This window comes from Thalassobaculum salexigens DSM 19539 (genome assembly GCF_000423805.1).
In the GTDB taxonomy this organism is placed as follows: domain Bacteria; phylum Pseudomonadota; class Alphaproteobacteria; order Thalassobaculales; family Thalassobaculaceae; genus Thalassobaculum; species Thalassobaculum litoreum.
Window position 1 is genome coordinate 40,167 of sequence record NZ_KE384095.1, and the last position, 18,997, is coordinate 59,163.

An 18,997-nucleotide genomic window follows, 5' to 3' on the forward strand; every position below is an offset into this window, starting at 1 on the left:
CAGCAAACGTGGAGGGGACGGAGTGAGCATCGCCGAAGACACGGCCGACACGCGCTCCGTCCCGTCCTCTTCCCCTGCCATCGAGCTGATCGGCATCGAGAAGCGGTTCGGACCGGTCCAGGCAAACCGCGACGTGTCCCTGTCGGTGGCGCCGGGAACGATCCACGGCATCGTCGGCGAGAACGGCGCCGGCAAATCCACATTGATGAGCATCCTCTACGGCTTCTACGAGGCCGATTCGGGGGAGATCCGGATCGACGGCCGGCGGGTGACGATCCGCAACGCCAAGGACGCGATCCGCGCCGGCATCGGCATGGTGCATCAGCACTTCATGCTGGTCCCGCCCTTCACCGTGGTGGAGAACGTCATGCTGGGGGCGGAGGGCGCGCCGCTGCTGGCAGCGGGCATCGGCGCCGCCCGGGCGGAGCTGCTGCGCCTGGGCCGCGAGTACGGGCTGGAGATCGACCCGGATGCGATCGTCGGCGAGCTGCCGGTGGGGCTGCAGCAGCGGGTGGAGATCCTGAAGGCGCTGTATCGCGGCGCCCGAATCCTGATCCTGGACGAGCCGACCGGCGTGCTGACGCCGCAGGAGACCGACCAGCTCTTCGAGATCCTGCGCGAACTGAAGCGCGAGGGCGTCACCGTCATCCTGATCACCCACAAGCTGCGCGAGATCCTGGCGGTCACCGACACCGTCTCGGTGATGCGCCGCGGCGAGATGGTCGCCCACCGGCCGACCGCGCAGACCTCGCGCGGGGAACTGGCCGAGCTGATGGTCGGCCGCAAGGTGCTGTTCCGGGTCGACAAGGGTCCCGCCAGTCCCGGAGCGCCGCTGCTCTCGGTCGCCGGTCTCGGCGTGGTCGACAGCGCCGGAGTGACCCGGCTGCACGACGTCTCCTTCACCGTGCGGGCCGGCGAGATCGTCGGCCTGGCCGGGGTGTCCGGCAACGGCCAGAGCGAGCTGCTGGAGGTGCTGGCCGGGCTGCGGACCCCCACGACGGGCACCGTGCGGCTCGACGATCTGGAGATCGCGCCCGACCGTCCATCCAACGGGGCGGCGGTGCGGGCGGCCGGGGTCGGCCATGTGCCGGAAGACCGGCACGCCATGGGCATGGTGATGGATTTCGACGCCAAGGAGAGCGCGATCCTCGGCCATCACACGGACGACCGGTACAACGCGGGCGTGCTGACCGATCCAGGCGCGATCGAGGAGGCCTGCCGGGCGAAGATGGAGGGCTTCGACGTCCGCCCGCCGGACCCGTCGCTGAAATCCTCGCTGTTCTCCGGCGGCAACCAGCAGAAGCTGGTCCTGGCCCGCGAGCTGGACGGCGATCCGAAGATCCTGCTGGTCGGCCAGCCGACCCGCGGCGTCGATATCGGCGCCATCGAGTTCATCCACCGCCAGCTCGTCGCCATGCGCGATGCCGGCGCCGCGATCCTGCTGGTCTCGGTCGAGCTGGACGAGATCATGGGGCTGAGCGACCGCATCCTGGTGATGTGCGGCGGCGCCCTGGTCGGCGAGCTGCCGGCCGACGAGGCGGACGAGCGCACGCTCGGCCTGATGATGGCCAACGTGCCCCTGTCCGAGATTCGCGCGCAAGGTCGTACCCAGGGAGATCCGGCATGAAGGACGATCTTGCGGCCCTCACCGAGCGCCGCCATCCGGAGCCGACGCGCTCGGCCGATGTGCGCGACGCCTACGACCATGACAAGGGACGGGTGATCCATTCCGCGGCCTTCCGCCGGCTGCAGGGCAAGACCCAGGTCATGGCCACCGGCGAGGGCGATTTCCACCGTACCCGTCTGACCCACAGCATCGAATGCGGCCAGATCGGCGAGGGGCTGCTGCTGAAGATCCGCGCCGATCCGTCGGTGCCGGAGACGGTGAAGGCCTGGCTGCCCTCGGCCTCGCTGATGACCGCCTCCTGCCACGCCCACGACCTCGGCCACCCGCCCTACGGCCATAGCGGCGAGGAGACCCTCAACGCCTGCATGGCCGGCAGTGGCGGCTTCGAGGGCAACGGCCAGACCCTGCGCGTGCTGAACCGGCTGGAGAAGTACCGGCGTCCGGGCATCGGCCTGAACCCGACGCGGCGGCTGAACCTGGCGGTGCTGAAATACCCGGCCTCCTACTCCGCCTGCTCCGCCGCCTTCGCCACGCTCGGCAAGGATGCCGACGACCGGCCGCCGAAATGCTACCTGGACAGCGAGCAGGACATCGTCGACTGGGCGCTGGCGCCGTTCTCCAACGCCGACCGCGACACCCTGCCGGCGCTGGACACGACCGGGCGGCCGATCTACCGCACCATGGACTGCGCGCTGATGGAATGCGCCGACGACATCGCCTACGGGGTCCACGACCTGGAGGACGCCATCGCCCGCGGGCTGATCCGCCGCGACACCTTCGAGGCCTATGCCGCCGCCGCCACCGACCTGCCGGATTTCGAGGGGCTGAAGACGGAGGGCCTCGGCCTCGACCGCGACGCCCTGGCCGATGCCCTGTTCTCGCGTTCCAGCTACGACCGCAAACAGGCGATCTCCGCCCTGGTCAACGTGCTGGTCACCCATGTGACCGTGTTCGAGCGGCCGGAATTCGAACATCCGCTGCTGCGCCACACGGTGGACTTCGCCGGGCCGGTGAAGGATCTGGTGCGGTTCCTGAAGACTTTCGTCTACCAGACGGTGATCAACAGCGCCTCGGTCCGCCAGCTCCGCCGCAAGGGGCATCTGGTGGTGAACAGCCTGTTCGACGAGCTGGTGCTGGACCCGACCATGATCCCGGAGGGCGCGCGCGACGACCTGCTGGACAGCGACCCGATCCGGCGGCAGGTCTGCGACTACATCGCCGGGATGACCGATACCTATGCCGAGCGGCTGTACCGGCGCATGTTCGAGCCGGGCTTCGGCACCACCACCGACGAACTCTGAGGACCTGCATGAGCCGGGAGCTGCCCGCCTGGATCGATATCGGCGTCCTGCCGGCGCTGAATATCCTGATGGCCTTCCTGGTCGCCGGCCTGATCGTGCTGCTGGTGGGCGAGAACCCGCTGGAGGCGCTGGACGTGCTGGTGGCGGGCGCCTTCGGCTATCCCGGCTCGCTCGGCTACACGCTGTACTACACCACCAACCTGATCTTCACCGGACTGGCCGTGGCGGTCGCCCACCATGCCGGGCTGTTCAACATCGGCGGCGAGGGCCAGGCCTATATCGGCGGGCTGGGCGTGGGCGTCGTCGCCCTTTCGCTGGACACCGCCCTGCCCGGCTGGCTGCTGATCCCGCTCGCGGGGCTGGCCGGCGGCGTGTTCGGCGCGGCCTGGGCGTTCATTCCGGCCTGGCTGCAGGCCCATCGTGGCAGCCACATCGTCATCACCACCATCATGTTCAACTTCCTGGCCGCCGCGCTAATGGTGCACCTGATGGTGAACGTGGTGATAGAGCCGGGTCAGATGTCGCCGCAGAGCCGGGAGATGGCGGAGAGCGCCTGGCTGCCCTTCATGCACGACATCCTCGCCGGCTTCGGCATCGACGTCACACCCGCGCCGCTGAACCTGTCGATCGTCTGGGCCGGGCTGGCCTGCATCTTCGTCTGGCTGCTGATCTGGCGCACCCGCTGGGGCTACGCGATCCGCACGGTCGGCCATAACGAGAAGGCGGCCGTCTATGCCGGCATCGACCCCAAGCGGGTGATCGTCGTCTCCATGGTGATCTCCGGCGCGCTGGCCGGCTTCGTCGGGCTGAACGAGATCCTGGGCGTGCATCACCGGCTACTGCTGAACTTCACCGCCGGCTACGGCTTCACCGGCATCGCCGTCGCCCTGATGGGCCGCAGCCACCCGGTCGGGATCGTGCTGGCCAGCCTGCTGTTCGGCGCCCTGTATCAGGGCGGCACCGAGCTCGATTTCGAATTCCAGACCATCACCCGCGACCTCGTGGTCGTCATCCAGGGCCTGGTGATCCTGTTCTCCGGCGCGCTCGCCTTCATGCTGCACCCGACGGCGCTGAAGCTGTGGCGGGCCTGGACCGCCCGGCGGGAGGCGGCCCAATGACCGACCTCGCCGATCTCTGGCTGCTGTCGATCCTGACCCTGGATGCCACCATCCGGGTTGCCGCGCCGCTGATCCTGTGCGCCATGGCCGGGCTGTTCAGCGAGCGCTCCGGGGTGGTGGATATCGGGCTGGAGGGCAAGATGCTGGCCGGCGCCTTTGCCGCCGCCGCCACCGCCTATGTCACCGGCAATGCCTGGCTCGGACTGCTCGCCGCCATGGCGGTGTCGACGGCGCTCGCCATGCTGCACGGCTTCGCCTGCATCACCCATCGCGGCGACCAGGTGGTCAGCGGCGTGGCGATCAACGTGCTGGTGGCCGGGCTGACCATCGTGCTCGGCATCGCCTGGTTCTCCCAGGGTGGGCAGACGCCGCCGCTGGCCTCCGACGGCCGGTTCCGCGCCCTGGTCTGGCCCTTCGCCACCGCGGTCCGCGAGGTCCCGGTGATCGGCCAGCTCTATGCCGAGGTGATCAGCGGCCACAACATCCTGGTCTATGTCGCCCTGCTCTCCGTCCCGTTCACCTGGTGGGTGGTGTACCGCACCCGGTTCGGCCTGCGCCTGCGCGCCGTCGGCGAGAGCCCGAGCGCGGTCGACACCGCCGGCATCTCGGTGACCTTCCTGCGCTACCGGGCGCTGCTGTTCACCGGGGCGCTGTGCGGGATCGCCGGCGCCTATCTCTCCACCGCCCAGTCCGCCGCCTTTGTGCGCGACATGACGGCGGGCAAGGGCTACATCGCGCTGGCCGCCCTGATCTTCGGCAAGTGGCGGCCGGTTCCGGCCCTGATGGCCTGCCTGCTGTTCGGCTTCCTCGACGCCGTCGCCACAAGGCTCCAAGGCGTGGAGATCCCCGGCATCGGCCAGGCGCCGGTGGCGCTGATCCAGGCCCTGCCCTATGCCTTGACGGTGATCCTGCTCGCGGGCTTCATCGGCAAGGCCATCGCCCCCCGGGCGATCGGCGTGCCCTATGTGAAGGAACGGTGAGGCGGGCCATGGACCTGTCGTCCCTGGAGATCGAGACCGAGCGGCTGCGCCTGCGTGCCTATCGCGCGGACGACGCGCGGGACATCTTCGACGCCGTCACGCCGGAGATCTGCGAGTACATGACCTTCAATCCGGCGCAGTCCGTGGACGAGATCCGCGAGCTCGGCCGCAAATGGCTGGTCCTGGCGGCAGAGGGGCGCGAGGTGGCGGTGCCGATCCGGGAAAAGGCGTCGACGCGGTTTCTCGGCATGGGGGGCATTCACTATCGCAAGCACCAGCGACCCGACCTCGGCATCTGGATCCGTGCAGATGCCCAGGGCCAGGGCTACGGACGGGAGGCAATCGTCGGCCTGATCGGCTATGTCCGCGACGTCCTGAGGGAGGCGGACGTGCTCTATGTCGCGGCCGAGGAGAACCACCGCAGCCGCCGGATCCCCGAAAGCCTGGGCGGCGAGCTCTGCGGCAGCGACATCGTCCAGCGGCCCTGCGGCCCGCTCTATCCCGGCGTCATTTATCGGATCGCCCTGTCATGACCGAAATCGACCGTATAGACGCCGCCGTCGCGGCCATCCAGGCTGCCGCCCCCGGGTTCCGGCCGCGGCTCGGTATTGTGCTCGGCTCCGGGCTGGATGCCTGCGCCGAGGCGATCACGGACCCGGTCGACATTTCCTATGCCGATATTCCCGGCTTTCCGAAGCCCGCCGTGGACAGCCATGCCGGACGGCTGCGGCTGGGCTCACTCGGCGGTGTGCCGGTCGCCATGCTGCGCGGCCGGGCCCATGCCTATGAAGGGCACCCGATGGCCGACGTGGTGCGTCCCGTGCGCACGCTCGTCCGGCTCGGCTGCAATGCGGTGGTGCTGACCAACGCCGCTGGCTCCCTGCGCGAGGAGGTCGGACCCGGCCGGCTGATGGCGATCGCCGACCACATCAACTGGTCCGGCCAGAACCCGCTGACCGGACCGAACCTGGATGCGCTGGGTGCCCGGTTCATCGATATGACCACCGCCTACGATCCGGGCCTGCGCGGCCATCTGGCCGCCGCCGCCGAGGGAATCGGACTCGACCTCGCGGAAGGCGTCTACTTCTGGTACCCGGGCCCGAGCTTCGAGACCCCGGCGGAGATCCGCGCCTTCCGGACCCTGGGCGCCGATGCGGTCGGGATGTCCACCGTGCCGGAATGCATCGCGCTGCGGCATATGGGGGTGAAGGTGGCCGGGATCTCGACCATCACAAACCTGGCCGCCGGGATGGGCGCCGGCGCCGCGCTGGACCATGCCGACGTCATGACCACCGGGGCCGGTATGGCCATGGACCTCGCCCGCCTGCTCACCGCCTTCGCCGGGATCGCCGCCGATGACCTCTGACACCTCCACCGATGCCCTGGCCGAGACCGCCCGCCGGGCGATCGCCTGCCTCGACCTGACCTCGCTGAACGACGGCGACGACGACGCGGCCATCGAGACACTCTGCCGCCGCGCGGTCACCCCCGCAGGCCCGGTCGCCGCCGTCTGCGTGTGGCCGCGCTTCGTGCCGCTCTGCCGCGACCGGCTGGAGGGAAGCGGCGTGAAGGTCTGCACCGTGGTCAACTTCCCGCACGGCCGCGACAATGTGGAGCAGGTACGCGACGAGATCCTGCCGGCCATCGCCGACGGCGCCGACGAGATCGACGTGGTGCTGCCCTATACCGCCCTGCTGACCGGCCGGGTCGCGGAGGCCCGGGCGGTGCTCGACATGGCCCGGCTGATGACCGGCGAGGCGACCCTGAAGGTGATCCTGGAGACCGGGCGCCTGCTGACCCCGTCCGCGATCCGAGAGGCGGCGGCGCTGGCGGTGGACGCGGGGGCGGATTTCCTGAAGACCTCCACCGGCAAGGTGGCGATTTCCGCCACGCTGGAGGCCGCCCATGCGCTGCTGGATGTCGCAGCGGCGGCGGGCCGCCCGGTCGGCGTGAAGGTGTCCGGCGGGGTGCGCACGACGGAACAGGCCGCCGCCTATCTGCGGCTGGCCGACGCGATCAACGGACGGGCCGAGCCGTCAAACTTCCGCTTCGGCGCCAGTGGGTTGCTGGACGCGCTGCTGGCGACGCTGGACGGCAGGCCGGCGACGGTGTCGGCAGGGTATTGAGATACCGAATCCGGCCGCCTCGCAAAGGCTGCTCGGACTAAATATCCTTGAACTTCTTCAGGAAAGCGTCGACCGCCTGCGTCACTTTCCGTTCGGCCTCGTCCACGCTCTGCATCTGCTGCATCACGTCTCTCGCCGCCACGGCCGCCTCGGCCGAGGCCGACTCGACACCGCCGATGGTCTGATCGACGGCGGAGACGCGCTGGGCCGTGTCCGCCATGTTGCCGGTGATGTCCGTCGTCACCGCACCCTGTTCCTCGGCGGCGGTGGACATGGCCGTCGCCTGTTCGCGGACGAGCTCGATGGCCTCGGTGATGGCCCGGATGGCGGCGACGTTCTCCCGAACGGCCTTGGTCACGCTGTCGACCTCCGAGCCGATTTCCTCGGTGGAAGCGGTGGTCTGGGCCGCGAGTTTTCTGACCTCTTCGGCGACGACGGAAAATCCGCGCCCCGCATCTCCCGCCCGGGCCGCCTCGATGGAGGCGTTCAGGGCCAGCAGGTTCGTCTTGTTGGCGATGTCCTTGATCAGGGTGACCACGCCGGTGATGCGCTTCGTTGCGGTTTCCAGGTTCTGCAACGAGGACGTCGCCGCATTGGCCCTGTCGGACGCGTCATCCGTGAGACCCGAGGTCTTGGTCACCCCTTTGACGATCTCCTGGATCGAGGACGCCATCTGATCCATCGCGACGGCGACGACGGAGACGTTCTCCGCCGCGGCAACCGAGTTTTCCTTCACGACAGAGCCCTGGCGGCTGGTCGAGTCGGCCGTTGCGACCATCGATTCCGCGGCGATCGTGGACTGTCTCGACGCCCGATGCAGGGCGGTCATCGCGCCGACGACGCTTTCGTGAAAATCCCGGCCGAGGGCCTGAATAGGCCGCAGGAGAACCACCCCCAACCCATAGCCGCATGCCAGGATGAGCAGGCTGAACACGCCAAGAGTGACGAGGGCGTTGCGGATCGAGGCATTGGCATCCGCCATCGCCTCTTCTTCCGTCACGGAGAGGATGATCTTCCAGTCGAGCCCGGGAAGACTGACCCGCTCGAACCCGGCGATGACCGGTACACCCTTGTGATCCGTCGCGGCGATGCGCCCTTGCGTACCGCCGAGGGCCCGGGTGACGACCTCGCTGGACAGGGCCGTGCCAATGGCAAGATCGTCGGCGGTCTCCGGGACGGAACGCAGTTGTCCGTTCGACCCGATCAGGAAGGTTTCGGCGGTCTCGAAGCCGGCGATGTCCTTGTTGACGATCGCGTTGATCCGGTCGACCGGCATCTGGAAAGCGATGATGCCGATCAGCTCGCCCTTGTCCTTGAGGGGCGCCAGCAGGAACGACGCATCCTGATTGTAGGAGGGCTCGTAGGGTTCGAAATCGACGAAGACGAGGTCGTCCGACTGGTCGCGAATGATCTGTTGAACGGCCCGTCCGAATGCCGAGCCGCTGTAAGGGCCGTCAACGAAGGACGTGCCGTAATCGAGCTCCTTGAAGACCGAGTAGACGATGCGACCCGCGTCAGGCTCGAACAGAAAGATATCGTAGAACGCGAACTCTTCGAGATATGCCTTAAAGTACGGGTGATAGACCTCATGCAGGCTTGAGTATCGACTACCGTCGCCAGCCCTCATGAGGCGGTGTTTTTCACCGATTTCCTGGGGATTATCCGAAATGTAAAGGTGTTGAAGCTTCTCCGACACCGGGTCGATCTTCATCCAGCGGGCCAGATCGTCCGGCGTTGCCCCCGTGGTGTTTTCCTGCTGATAGCGATAGCGCGCCTCCAGGCTCTCGGGGTCCACGGCGACGTCTTGCGAGGCGTCCAGTTCGTCGACGGCGGCGGTAAAGGCCCGCGTCGCGTCGGTGACCACCGGATTGATCGCGAGCGTTCGGGCAATGCTCAGAAGTGTTCCGAAATAGGTCTCGACCATCTCCTGTTTCAGGTCGACGACGGAGGCGATTTCCGCACGGGCCGCGTCTTCGGCCATGGTGTACATGCGGGAGAGGTCCAACAGGGAAATCACGATCATCGGCAGGATGCCGGCTGCCAGCAACGCAGCCATGATCTTGTGTTTGAACTTCATCGCCGCTGGATCACATCATGATTTTTCCGCCGAGAGCCTAGACTTAGCAGACTTTCAGACAGCATTCACACACTATGTCGGCGGCCCTGTCCCGGGAAATCGGTCCGTGGTGTATGCGAAAAACCGGGACGTCTCGGCGCGAGCGTGGTGACGGCCGGCCGTCCTGCGACGGCCGGCCGGACAGCCCTGCCTCAGTTCACCGGCGTGATCAGCGGCTTGCCGGCGAGGCCCGCCAGCGCGTTCTCCATCACCAGCCGCCCCATCGCCAGGCGGGTGTCGTGGGTGGCGCTGGCCTGGTGCGGCTGCAGGACGACGGTCTCCGTCATGTCCTTCAGCGCCTGGGGCACCTTGGGCTCCTGGTCGAACACGTCGAGGCCGGCCGCGCCGAGCCGGCCGTCGCGCAGCGCCTCGATCAGCGCCGCCTCGTCCACCACCGAGCCGCGGGCCACGTTCACCAGCACCCCGTCGGGACCCAGCGCGTCCAGCACCTCGCGGTTGATCATGTGCCTGGTCGACGCCCCGCCCGGCACGATGGCGATGAGGAAATCCACATCCCGCGCCATGGACGGCAGGTCGCCGTAATAGGTGTACGGCACGTCCTTCTGGCTGCGGGTGTGGTAGGCGATGTCCATCTTGAAGCCTTCGCAGCGCCGGGCGATCTCGATGCCGATGCGGCCCAGTCCGAGGATGCCGACCTTGCGGCCGTGGACGCGCTGGGTGAAGGCCATGTTGCCCTCGCTCTCCCATTTGCCGGCGCGCACGTAACGGTCGGCATGGGGGATCTTGCGGCAGGTCGCCAGCAGCAGGCCGAGGGCGAAATCCGCCACCTCGTCGCTCAGCACGTCGGGGGTGTTGGAGACCTTGATGCCGCGCTCGGTCGCCGCCTTCACGTCGACCCCGTCATAGCCGACGCCGTGATGGGCGATCACCTTGGTCCTGGGCAGGGCGTCCATGATGTCGGCGCCGCAGGCGGTCGCTCCGGCGATCGCCACGCAGCTGTCGGCGAGGGAGGCGAGCATGGCCGCCTTGTCCTTGGCCTCCCAGAGCTTGTGGACGGTGAAATGGTCGTCCAGTTCCTCCATGGCGACGTCGTACCAGGGCGAGATGACGAGGAGATCGGGCTTGGTGCTCACGGGTTGGCGTCCTTCTGTCGGGGCGTGATCTTTCGGCGCGTATCGGGTCAGAACGATGAATTGGGTTCCTGCAGGAAGGCGCGTTCCGCGGGCGTGCTCTCGCGGCCCAGCACCTCGTTGCGGTGGGGAAAGCGGCCGAACCGGTCGACGATCACCTTGTGGCGGTCGGCATAGTCGGTCAGGCCATCGTCCCCCAGGGCGACGAACAGCGCCAGGCACAGGGCCTGATCCGCCGGGTTCTCGCTATGCTCGAAGGGCAGGTAAAGGAACAGGCGCCGTTCGCGCGTCGCCCCCACGTGATCGCCCTCGGCGATGGCGCGGCGGGCCAGTGCGAGGGCGGCGGGATCCTGGGCGAAGGCGCGGGCCGAGCCGCGGAACAGGTTGCGCGACATCTGGTCGAGTAGAAGGATCAGGGCGAGCCGGCCGTCCGCCGTCTCGGCCCAGCCGTCAAGCTGCCCCTGGGCGGCGGCTTCATGGGCGGTCCCGAACCGGTCGCGCAGGGTGGCATCGAAGGCGTCGCTCTTCTTGAACCAGTCCTCCTCGGAACACTCGGTGAACCAGAAGTCCAGGATGTCGGCGGCGGAGATTGTCGGCATTGCACTGCTCATCGGGTTCCTCCCGGCGCGACCTTAACCGAGCCATCGCAAAGGTTGAAGCATGCGGATGGCCGGACCGGCCGACGGGACGTAGCCTTGCCGTCGTTGGATCGGATACGCACATAGAAGGTCTGACGAGGAGGAACAGGAACATGCGGAAAATCGGTCGACGGGTCGGTCTGTTGGGAATAGCGGCCCTGGCGCTCGCCGGCTGCATAACGGCGCAGAACACCATCCAGCCGACGGATTCCGAGGGGCGCCGGGCGTTCCTGCGCTATGCCGGCGGCGAGAGCCCGGTCTATCTGCGCGCCGCCAACCCGCCGGGCGCGCTCGGAAACCATGACGCCGTGGCCTCGGTCATGGCCGAGGCGGCGAGCGGCGCCGTCTTCGGCATGCCGACGACCTTCACGTCGGATGTGGGGGCGGCGACCCACCCGAACTTCCGAATCATCGCCCTGTTCGATCCGGTGGAATCCCTGTCGACGGCGGAGGTGTGCGAGTCCGAGGCCCGGTCGTCGGACGTGCCCGCCGCCCGCTATACCGACCGCACCAACCTGTTCCTCGCCTTCTGCACCCGCGGCGAGGCGATCGGCGGCACCAAGGTGAGCGGCCCGAAAATCGAGTCGCTCGACGACCCGATCCTGCGCGACATGACGCGCAGCGGCATCCGCGAGATGTTCGCCATCGACGACCGCAACCGCGGCCGCGGCGACCCGCCGATCCTGGGGTCGTTCTCGGGCAACCCGAACGATTTCGGCTTCCGCCTGAACCCGCTGGAAGGGGTGGTGAAGTAGGAGCGGCCCCTTCTATCTCATCGCACTCCCCGGATTCAGTCCGGGGAGTGCATTTGGGAAGTAAGGGAAGCCCAGGGAAACCCGCTCCCGCCTAGAACTGGTCCTCCGCCAGGGCCATCACCGTCTCGCCGCCGGCGGTGATCGTGTCCAGCAGCGACGGCGCCTGGGCCAGCACGTGGTCGGCGTAGTGCCGCACCGTGACCAACTTCGCCTCCAGATACCGCGTGTCGACATCGCCGCCTTCCGAGAGCAGGCGCCGGGCCGCAAGGCCCGAGCGCGCCATCAGCCAGCCGCCGGCCACCAGCCCGAACAGCTTCAGGAACACCGCCGAGGGCGAGGCCGCGGCCGCCGGATCGCCCGGCATGGTCGCCACCACCCAGTCGGTCGCCTCGGCCAGCGCCTTGCGGCCGGCCGACAGGTGGCGATGCATGGCGTGCAGGGTCGTGTGGCTCGCCGCGGGTTCGGACAGTTCGGACAGGGTCGTATCGATATCGGCCAGCAGTTCGCCCATGGCCGCTCCGCCGTCGCGGGCCACCTTGCGGCCGACCAGATCGAGCGCCTGGACGCCGTTCGCGCCCTCGTAGATCGGCAGGATGCGGGCGTCGCGGTGGTGCTGGGCCGCACCCGTCTCCTCGATGAAGCCCATGCCGCCATGCACCTGGATGTTGGTGGAGCAGATCTCCACCGCGGTATCCGTGCACCAGGCCTTGGCCACCGGGATCAGCAGGTCGACCCGGCGCTGGGCGGCGGCGGCAATGGTCTTGTCGGCGTGGCGGTCGGCGGTGTCGATGGCGGCGGCCGTGTCGTAGACCAGCCCGCGCATCGCCTCGATCTGCGCCTTCATGGTCATCAGCATCCGGCGCACATCCGGGTGGTTGATGATCGTCACGCCGCCGCTGGAGCCGGAAATCGCCCGACCCTGCACCCGGTTGCGGGCATAGTCGACGGCCTGCTGATAGGCCCGCTCGGCGATCGCCACGCCCTGCAGGCCGACGGCGAGCCGGGCGTTGTTCATCATGATGAACATGTACTCGATGCCGCGGTTTTCCTCGCCGACCAGCCAGCCGACCGCGCCCTCGTCCTCGCCATACGCCATCACGCAGGTCGGGCTCGCATGGATGCCCAGCTTGTGCTCCAGACCGACCGGACGCACGTCGTTGCGCGTCCCCGGATTGCCGTCGGCGTCGGGGATGAACTTCGGCACGATATAGAGCGACAGGCCCTTGGTGCCGGCAACGCCGTCGGGCGAGCGGGCCAGCACCAGATGGATGATGTTGGCGGTGCAGTCGTGATCGCCCCAGGTGATGTAGATCTTCTGGCCGCGCAGGCGGTAGCTGCCGTCGTCCTGCTTCTCCGCCTTGGTGCGGATGGCGCCCAGATCGGTCCCGGCCTGGGGCTCGGTCAGGTTCATGGTGCCGGTCCACTCGCCGGACACCAGCTTGGGCAGATACAGCGCCTTCTGCTCGTCGGAGCCGACCTCGCGCAGAGCGTCGATCGCCGCCTGGGTGAGCAGCGGGCAAAGGCCGAAGGCGAGGTTGGCGCCCTGCCACATCTCCTGCAGGGCGGTGGAGACCAGCCAGGGCAGGCCCATGCCGCCGTATTCCTCCTCGAAGGGGGCGCCGTTCCAGCCGCCCTCGGCGAACTGGCGGTAGGCGTCCGGGAATCCGTTGGGCGTGCGCACCACGCCGTTTTCCAGCGTCGGGGGATACTTGTCGCCGACCGAGTTCAGCGGGGCGAGAACGTCGCCGGCCAGCTTGCCGCCTTCCTCCAGGATCTGGGAGACGAGGTCGGGGTCGGTGCCGTCGAGCCCGGGCAGGGCCGTGATGCGGCCGAGACCGACCACGTCGTTCAGCACGAAGCGCATGTCGCGCAGGGGGGCGGCGTAAGGGCTCATGGCGTGCGTCCTCTTCCTCCCGTGCCGGCGGTCCTGGCTGCTGCCGCCGGTCACGATCCTCGGGAAATCGCGCGCTTTATATAGGCGGTCTCGCCCCGCGCCAAACCCGAGTGCGACAAATCTGTCGCCTACGGCAAATCAGTGCCCGAAAAGCGCCGCCGAAACCGGCGTCAGAGCACCTTGCCCGGGTTGAAAATGCCCGCCGGGTCCAGGGTCGCCTTGATCGACCGCATCAGGTCCAGGGAGACGGCGTCCTTGTAATGGGCGAGTTCCCCGCGCTTCAGCCGGCCGATGCCGTGTTCCGCGCTGATCGAACCGCCCATCTCCACCACCGTGTCGTGGACCGCCCTGTTGAACTCGTCCCAGCGCGCCAGGAAGGCCTTGCCGTCGCCGCCCTCGGGGACCTGCAGGTTGTAGTGCAGGTTGCCGTCGCCCACATGGCCGAAGCCGACCAGGCGTACGGTCGGGTCGATCTCCTCCACCTTCTTCCAGGCCGCATCGTAGAACTCGGCGATGCGCGAGACCGGAACGGAGACGTCGTGCTTGATCGACGCGCCCTCGATCTTCTGGCTCTCCGAGGCGTTCTCGCGCAGCTTCCAGAACTCCTGGCGCTGGGCCTCGTTCTGAGCGATGGCGGCGTCGAGCACCAACCCGGCCTCGAACGCGCCCTCCAGGATCGCCTCCAGACGCTCCGACAGCCCGCTCTCGCCGGTGGCGGTGGAGACCAGCTCCAGCAGGACGTAGAACTCGTAGCGCTCGGCCAGCGGATCCTCGCAGTCCGGCATGTGCTTCAGCACCAGATCGATCACCAGCCGCGGCATCAGCTCGAAGGTCTCCACGGCGTCGCCGCTCTCGGCCCGCGCCCGGCCGAGCAGGGTGACGGCGGCGGCCACGTCCGGCACCGCGCAGAAGGCGCTGCGGATATCGGTCGGCTTTGGGAAGATCTTCAGCACGGCGGCGGTGATGATGCCGAGCGTGCCCTCCGCGCCGAGGAAGAGCTGCTTCAGGTCGTAGCCGGTATTGTCCTTGCGCAGGCCCCGCAGCCCGTTCCAGATCCGCCCGTCCGGCAGCACCACCTCGAGGCCCAGCACCAGCTCGCGGGCGTTGCCGTATTTCAGCACGTTGGTGCCGCCGGCATTGGTCGAGAGATTGCCGCCGATCATGGCACTGCCCTCGGCCGCCAGCGACAGCGGGAAGTAGCGGTCGGCGTCGGAGGCGGTCTGCTGCAGGCTCTCCAGAATACAGCCGGCCTCCACGGTCATGGTGTAGTTGTCCGGATCGACCGCCCGCACCTTGCTCATGCGCGCCAGCGACAGGATGATCTCCTCGCCGCCCTCGTCCGGAGTCGAGCCGCCGCACAGGGACGTGTTGCCGCCCTGGGGCACGATGGGAATGCCGGCCTCGGCGCAGACCGCGACCACGCCGGCCACCTCCTCGGTCGTCGCCGGCTTCACCACCATCCGCGCCGAGCCGCCGTACAGCCCGCGCCAGTCGGCCAGATGCGGCGCCATGGCGTCGGCATCGTCGGTCCAGCCTTTCGGCCCGACGATGGTCTTGATGCGCTCCAGGGCTTCGGTGACGTCGTTACGTGTGGCGGCGGCGGGCGCGGCCATGGGCAGTCTCCTCAACGTGAGGGAAATGGCGTGTGGATAACCCGATCATACGGCTCCATCCGCGCACGACAAGATGCGTCCGCGATTGGTCCATTCATAGGGGCGGAAATTTGGCCTCAGGCGGCGGGCCTGTGGCGGGGGCTCGTGAAAGACACGCAGGGTGACCGCACGGCCGCCGCTCTCCCCGTCATCCTGACGAATGTCAGGATCAGCGCGCGCTCATCCACACCCCCGGATCTATTCCGAGGCCCACACATCCTCCACACGAGCGGAGGCCGCGAAATCTTTGACTGCCGAGCGGTATCAACCGCGCGGGGCGGCGGCGCGCCTCAGGCGGTCGTTGATCGCGGCCCCGAGCCCTGCTTCCGGCACCGGCGCGACCGCGATGGCCGTCACCCCCGGCCGGTCCAGCGCCCGCAGCAGCGCAAACAGGTTGGCCGCCGCCTCCACGGGATCGCCGGAGGCGCTGAGATCCGTCGCCGCCCCCAGTTGCCCGGCGAAATCCAGCCCGACCTCCCCGTCCCGCAGGGTAGTGGCATTCAGCCGCACCGGGGCGGCCGGAGCGTAGTGGCTGGCCAGCATGCCGGGCGCGGTGATCGCGTCGCCATGGCCGGCCAGCTCGATCGGACCGACCAGCGCCTCGATCTGTTCGCGGGTCACCGACCCAGGGCGCAGCAGTCGCGGCCGCTCACCGCTCACGTCCAGCACCGTGCTCTCCAGTCCGACCGCGCAGGCGCCGCCGTCCAGGATAAGGTCCAGGCCCTCAAAGCCTTCCGCCGCCACATGGGCCGCGATGGTCGGGCTGACCCGGCCCGAGCGGTTGGCGCTGGGGGCGGCGACCGGACGGCCGGCCTCGGCCAGCAGGGCGCGGGCATCGGCGCTGCCGGGCACCCGGATCGCCACCGTGTCCAGCCCGGCGGAGGTCAGCCAGGCGATCGGGCAGTCCTCGGTCCGGCGCAGCACCAGGGTCAGCGGGCCGGGCCAGAACGCCTCGGCCACCGTGCGGGCCGCCGCCGTCGCCTGACCCAGCGCAAAGGCGGTCTCCACATCCGGCACATGGCTGATCAGCGGATTGAAGCGCGGCCGGCCCTTGGCGGCGAAGATCCGGGCCACCGCCGTCTCGTCGGTCGCGTCGGCGCCGAGGCCGTAGACCGTCTCGGTGGCGAAGGCGACGAGGCCGCCGGCGCGCAGGATCTTTGCCGCATCGGCGCGGGCGGAGGGGTCGGCGATCGGGCGGATCGGAACGGACATGGCGGCGCTGGTGCCCCAGGATGGCGGTAACGTCAAGTCGCGGTACCGTTTTGCGGTGCAGCATAACCGTCGAACCGCTACACTGGTCCGACAATCTTTAGAGGAGGGAGGGCCTGAATGGCACGCATCCTCACCGTCGCCCAGCAGAAGGGCGGCGCCGGCAAGACCACCCTGGCCGCGCATCTCGCCGTGGCGATCGCCGAGACCGGCAAGACCGTCGCCGTCGTCGATATCGATCCGCAGGCCTCGCTCTCCTCCTGGTGGGAGATGCGCACCGAGCTGGGCCTGCCCGCCCCGTCCAACGGCAGGGGCAAGGGCAGCCTGTCGGTGCACCGGATCACCGGCTGGCGCACCGCCAACGAGGTCGAGAAGCTGGCCCGCGACCACGACGTGGTGGTGGTCGACAGCCCGCCGCACGCCGAGACCGAGGCCAAGATCGCCGTGCGGGTGGCGGATCTGGTGCTGGTGCCGCTGCAACCGAGCCCGATGGATTTCTGGGCGACCCAGGCGACCCTGGACCTGGCGAAGGCGGAGAGGACCGACGCCCTGCTGGTGCTGAACCGGGTACCGCCCCGCGCCTCGCTGACCGAGGCGATGACCGTGAAGATCGGCGAGATGGGGGCCAAGGTGGCCAAGGCGCAGATCGGCAACCGGGTGGCCCTGGCGGCGTCCCTGCTGGAGGGCAAGGGGGTGACCGAATATCAGAAGCGCGGCACCGCGGCGGCCGAGATAAAGGCGCTGGCCGCCGAGGTGATGAAGGGATAGCGGGGCCCGGATCCCCGGGATGACGATGAGGGGATGGAGAAGAAAGGCGCCTAAAGGTTCCGCGCCCGCTCCCGCAGGACGAATTTCTGCACCTTGCCGGTGGAGGTCTTCGGCAGTTCGCCGAACACCACCGTCTTCGGCGCCTTGAAATGCGCCATGTTCTCGCGGGCGAAGGCGATCAGTTGGGCCTCCGTCGCCTCCTTACCGGGGCGCAGGGTGACGAAGGCGCAGGGCGTCTCGCCCCATTTCTCGTCGGGACGGGCGACCACCGCCACGTCCATCACCGCCGGGTGCCTGTACAGCACGCCCTCCACCTCGATGGTCGAGATGTTCTCGCCGCCGGAGATGATGACGTCCTTGGAGCGGTCCTTGAGCTCGATATAGCCGTCCTCGTGCATCACGCCGAGGTCGCCGGTGCGGAACCAGCCACCCTGGAACGCCTTGTCAGTGGCCGACGGGTTCTTCAGGTAGCCCTTCATCACCACGTTGCCGCGCATCATGACCTCGCCCATGGTCTCGCCATCGGCGGGGACGGGGTCCAGGGTCTCGGCATCGGCGATGTACAGGCCTTCCAGCGAGGGATAGCGCACGCCCTGGCGCGACTTCAGCGCCGCCTGCTCGTCGACCGGCTTGATCGACCACTCGTCATGCCAGGCGCAGACCACCGCCGGGCCGTAGACCTCGGTCAGGCCGTAGACATGGGTGACATCGATGCCCAGGTTCTGCATCCCAGCCAGGACCGGAGCCGGCGGCGGCGACGCGGCGGTCATCATCTGCACCGATTGCGGAAACGACTGCTTGGTCTGCTCATCGGCGTTCAGCAGCATCGACATGACGATCGGCGCGCCGCAGAGATGGGTCACCCCCTCCTCGGCGAAGGCCTTGTAGATCGCCGCGGCCTCGACCTTGCGCAGGCAGACATGGGTGCCGGCCTGCACGGTGATGGTCCAGGGGAAGCACCAGCCGTTGCAGTGGAACATCGGCAGGGTCCACAGATAGACCGGATGCATCTTCATGCCCCAGACCATGATGTTGCCCAGCGCGTTCAGATAGGCGCCCCGGTGGTGGTAGACCACGCCCTTGGGGTCGCCGGTCGTGCCCGAGGTGTAGTTCAGAGCGATGGCGTCCCACTCGTCGCTCGGCCGCAGGCCCTCGAACGCCGGGTCGCCGGTCGTCAGGAACGATTCGTAATCCGTCTCGCCGAGCTTCTCGCCGCCCGGCCCCTCGCTGTCGTCGACATCGACCACAAGCAGCTCGCGGTCGGTCAGGGTCAGCGCTTCCCTGATCACCGGCGCGAACTCGGTGTCGGTCAGCAGGACCTTGGCCTCGCCGTGATCGAGGATGAAGGCGATGGTGGCCGCATCCAGGCGCGTGTTCAGCATGTTCAGCACGCCGCCGGCCATCGGCACGCCATGGGCCGCTTCCACCCCTTCCGGCGTGTTGGTCAGCATGGCCGCGACGGTGTCGTTCCTGCCGACGCCGCGGGCCGCAAGGGCGGAGGCCAGCCGGCGGCAACGCTCGGCCGTCTGCGCCCAGGTATAGCGGCGCTTGCCATGGGCGACCGCCAGCCGGTCCGGGAAGGTCGCGGCGGTGCGCGCCAGGAAGCTGAGTGGGGACAGCGGCACATAATTGGCCGCGTTCCGGTCCAGATCGGTCTCGTAAGGATTGGCCTGGGCGGGATCAGAAGGGGCGGTTGCAGTCATCGTCATCGCTCTCCGGTGG

Annotated in this window: 16 protein-coding genes; 9 read left to right on the forward strand and 7 right to left on the reverse strand. The window is 68.4% G+C overall.

All coding sequences use genetic code 11. The annotated features are described in order from the left end of the window. Positions 1-22: 22 nt before the first annotated feature. The 7 genes from G578_RS27425 to deoC are packed head-to-tail and all read left to right on the forward strand — an operon-like array spanning position 23 to position 7,152. A complete protein-coding gene (locus G578_RS27425) occupies positions 23-1,627 on the forward strand; it encodes an ABC transporter ATP-binding protein (RefSeq protein ID WP_245565664.1) in 1,605 nt (534 codons plus the stop codon). Next, positions 1,624-2,928, forward strand: coding sequence for an anti-phage deoxyguanosine triphosphatase (locus G578_RS0120685; RefSeq protein ID WP_028795859.1), 1,305 nt, complete (start codon positions 1,624-1,626; stop codon positions 2,926-2,928). The genes G578_RS27425 and G578_RS0120685 overlap by 4 nt, the downstream gene beginning before the upstream one ends. An 8-nt stretch (positions 2,929-2,936) precedes the next feature. Continuing rightward, positions 2,937-4,046, forward strand: coding sequence for an ABC transporter permease (locus G578_RS0120690; RefSeq protein WP_028795860.1), 1,110 nt, complete (start codon positions 2,937-2,939; stop codon positions 4,044-4,046). Beyond that, complete coding sequence (locus tag G578_RS0120695; RefSeq protein ID WP_028795861.1) at positions 4,043-5,026, forward strand: ABC transporter permease; 984 nt, start codon at positions 4,043-4,045, stop codon at positions 5,024-5,026. The genes G578_RS0120690 and G578_RS0120695 overlap by 4 nt, the downstream gene beginning before the upstream one ends. An 8-nt stretch (positions 5,027-5,034) precedes the next feature. Then, positions 5,035-5,559 carry a GNAT family N-acetyltransferase gene (locus tag G578_RS0120700; protein ID WP_028795862.1) on the forward strand — a complete coding sequence of 175 codons (525 nt, stop codon included), beginning with the start codon at positions 5,035-5,037 and terminating at the stop codon, positions 5,557-5,559. Then, a complete protein-coding gene (locus G578_RS0120705) occupies positions 5,556-6,392 on the forward strand; it encodes a purine-nucleoside phosphorylase (protein WP_028795863.1) in 837 nt (278 codons plus the stop codon). The genes G578_RS0120700 and G578_RS0120705 overlap by 4 nt, the downstream gene beginning before the upstream one ends. Next, positions 6,382-7,152, forward strand: a complete 771-nt coding sequence (deoC, locus tag G578_RS0120710; RefSeq protein WP_028795864.1) for a deoxyribose-phosphate aldolase — start codon at positions 6,382-6,384, stop codon at positions 7,150-7,152. Before G578_RS0120705 ends, deoC begins: the two co-directional genes overlap by 11 nt. A gap of 37 nt (positions 7,153-7,189) precedes the next feature. On the opposite strand, the gene G578_RS0120715 is transcribed toward deoC, so the two are convergent. The 3 genes from G578_RS0120715 to G578_RS0120725 form a co-directional block, all read right to left on the reverse strand. Then, a complete protein-coding gene (locus tag G578_RS0120715; RefSeq protein ID WP_028795865.1) occupies positions 7,190-9,229 on the reverse strand; it encodes a methyl-accepting chemotaxis protein in 2,040 nt (679 codons plus the stop codon). Positions 9,230-9,420: 191 nt separating this feature from the next. Next, positions 9,421-10,362 carry a 2-hydroxyacid dehydrogenase gene (locus G578_RS0120720; protein ID WP_028795866.1) on the reverse strand — a complete coding sequence of 314 codons (942 nt, stop codon included), beginning with the start codon at positions 10,360-10,362 and terminating at the stop codon, positions 9,421-9,423. A gap of 47 nt (positions 10,363-10,409) precedes the next feature. Beyond that, a complete protein-coding gene (locus tag G578_RS0120725) occupies positions 10,410-10,970 on the reverse strand; it encodes a DUF924 family protein (protein WP_084619085.1) in 561 nt (186 codons plus the stop codon). Positions 10,971-11,110: 140 nt separating this feature from the next. Here G578_RS0120725 and G578_RS0120730 point away from each other — a divergent pair, with 140 nt between their 5' ends. Continuing rightward, on the forward strand, positions 11,111-11,752 hold the full coding sequence (locus G578_RS0120730; RefSeq protein WP_028795868.1) for a hypothetical protein: 642 nt from the start codon (positions 11,111-11,113) through the stop codon (positions 11,750-11,752). Between the two features lie 91 nt (positions 11,753-11,843). Here G578_RS0120730 and G578_RS0120735 read toward each other — a convergent pair whose 3' ends face one another. From G578_RS0120735 to G578_RS0120745, 3 genes are all read right to left on the reverse strand, one after another. Continuing rightward, a complete protein-coding gene (locus tag G578_RS0120735; RefSeq protein ID WP_028795869.1) occupies positions 11,844-13,646 on the reverse strand; it encodes an acyl-CoA dehydrogenase in 1,803 nt (600 codons plus the stop codon). 170 nt (positions 13,647-13,816) lie between these two features. After that, positions 13,817-15,259, reverse strand: a complete 1,443-nt coding sequence (locus G578_RS0120740; protein ID WP_028795870.1) for an FAD-binding oxidoreductase — start codon at positions 15,257-15,259, stop codon at positions 13,817-13,819. Positions 15,260-15,562: 303 nt separating this feature from the next. Further along, on the reverse strand, positions 15,563-16,510 hold the full coding sequence (locus G578_RS0120745; protein WP_028795871.1) for an L-threonylcarbamoyladenylate synthase: 948 nt from the start codon (positions 16,508-16,510) through the stop codon (positions 15,563-15,565). 117 nt (positions 16,511-16,627) lie between these two features. Between G578_RS0120745 and parA the strand changes: the two genes are divergently transcribed. Next, entirely contained in the window at positions 16,628-17,275 is a 648-nt protein-coding gene (gene parA / locus G578_RS0120750) for a ParA family partition ATPase (protein WP_028795872.1), read from the forward strand. 50 nt (positions 17,276-17,325) lie between these two features. Here the strand turns inward: parA and G578_RS0120755 are convergent, their stop codons facing one another. Continuing rightward, positions 17,326-18,978: an acyl-CoA synthetase gene (locus tag G578_RS0120755; protein ID WP_051245226.1), complete on the reverse strand. Its 1,653-nt coding sequence runs from the start codon at positions 18,976-18,978 to the stop codon at positions 17,326-17,328. Between the last annotated feature and the right edge of the window lie 19 nt (positions 18,979-18,997).

Bases quoted from the DNA above. Each gene is read 5' to 3' on its own strand.
- G578_RS0120725 (WP_084619085.1), bottom strand. From the start codon at position 10,970: ATGAGCAGTGCAATGCCGACAATCTCCGCCGCCGACATCCTGGACTTC.
- G578_RS0120705 (WP_028795863.1), top strand. From the start codon at position 5,556: ATGACCGAAATCGACCGTATAGACGCCGCCGTCGCGGCCATCCAGGCT.
- G578_RS0120700 (WP_028795862.1), top strand. From the start codon at position 5,035: ATGGACCTGTCGTCCCTGGAGATCGAGACCGAGCGGCTGCGCCTGCGT.
- G578_RS0120730 (WP_028795868.1), top strand. From the start codon at position 11,111: ATGCGGAAAATCGGTCGACGGGTCGGTCTGTTGGGAATAGCGGCCCTG.
- deoC (WP_028795864.1), top strand. From the start codon at position 6,382: ATGACCTCTGACACCTCCACCGATGCCCTGGCCGAGACCGCCCGCCGG.
- G578_RS0120695 (WP_028795861.1), top strand. From the start codon at position 4,043: ATGACCGACCTCGCCGATCTCTGGCTGCTGTCGATCCTGACCCTGGAT.
- G578_RS0120755 (WP_051245226.1), bottom strand. From the start codon at position 18,978: ATGACTGCAACCGCCCCTTCTGATCCCGCCCAGGCCAATCCTTACGAG.
- G578_RS0120715 (WP_028795865.1), bottom strand. From the start codon at position 9,229: ATGAAGTTCAAACACAAGATCATGGCTGCGTTGCTGGCAGCCGGCATC.
- parA (WP_028795872.1), top strand. From the start codon at position 16,628: ATGGCACGCATCCTCACCGTCGCCCAGCAGAAGGGCGGCGCCGGCAAG.
- G578_RS0120745 (WP_028795871.1), bottom strand. From the start codon at position 16,510: ATGTCCGTTCCGATCCGCCCGATCGCCGACCCCTCCGCCCGCGCCGAT.
- G578_RS0120685 (WP_028795859.1), top strand. From the start codon at position 1,624: ATGAAGGACGATCTTGCGGCCCTCACCGAGCGCCGCCATCCGGAGCCG.
- G578_RS0120735 (WP_028795869.1), bottom strand. From the start codon at position 13,646: ATGAGCCCTTACGCCGCCCCCCTGCGCGACATGCGCTTCGTGCTGAAC.
- G578_RS0120740 (WP_028795870.1), bottom strand. From the start codon at position 15,259: ATGGCCGCGCCCGCCGCCGCCACACGTAACGACGTCACCGAAGCCCTG.
- G578_RS0120690 (WP_028795860.1), top strand. From the start codon at position 2,937: ATGAGCCGGGAGCTGCCCGCCTGGATCGATATCGGCGTCCTGCCGGCG.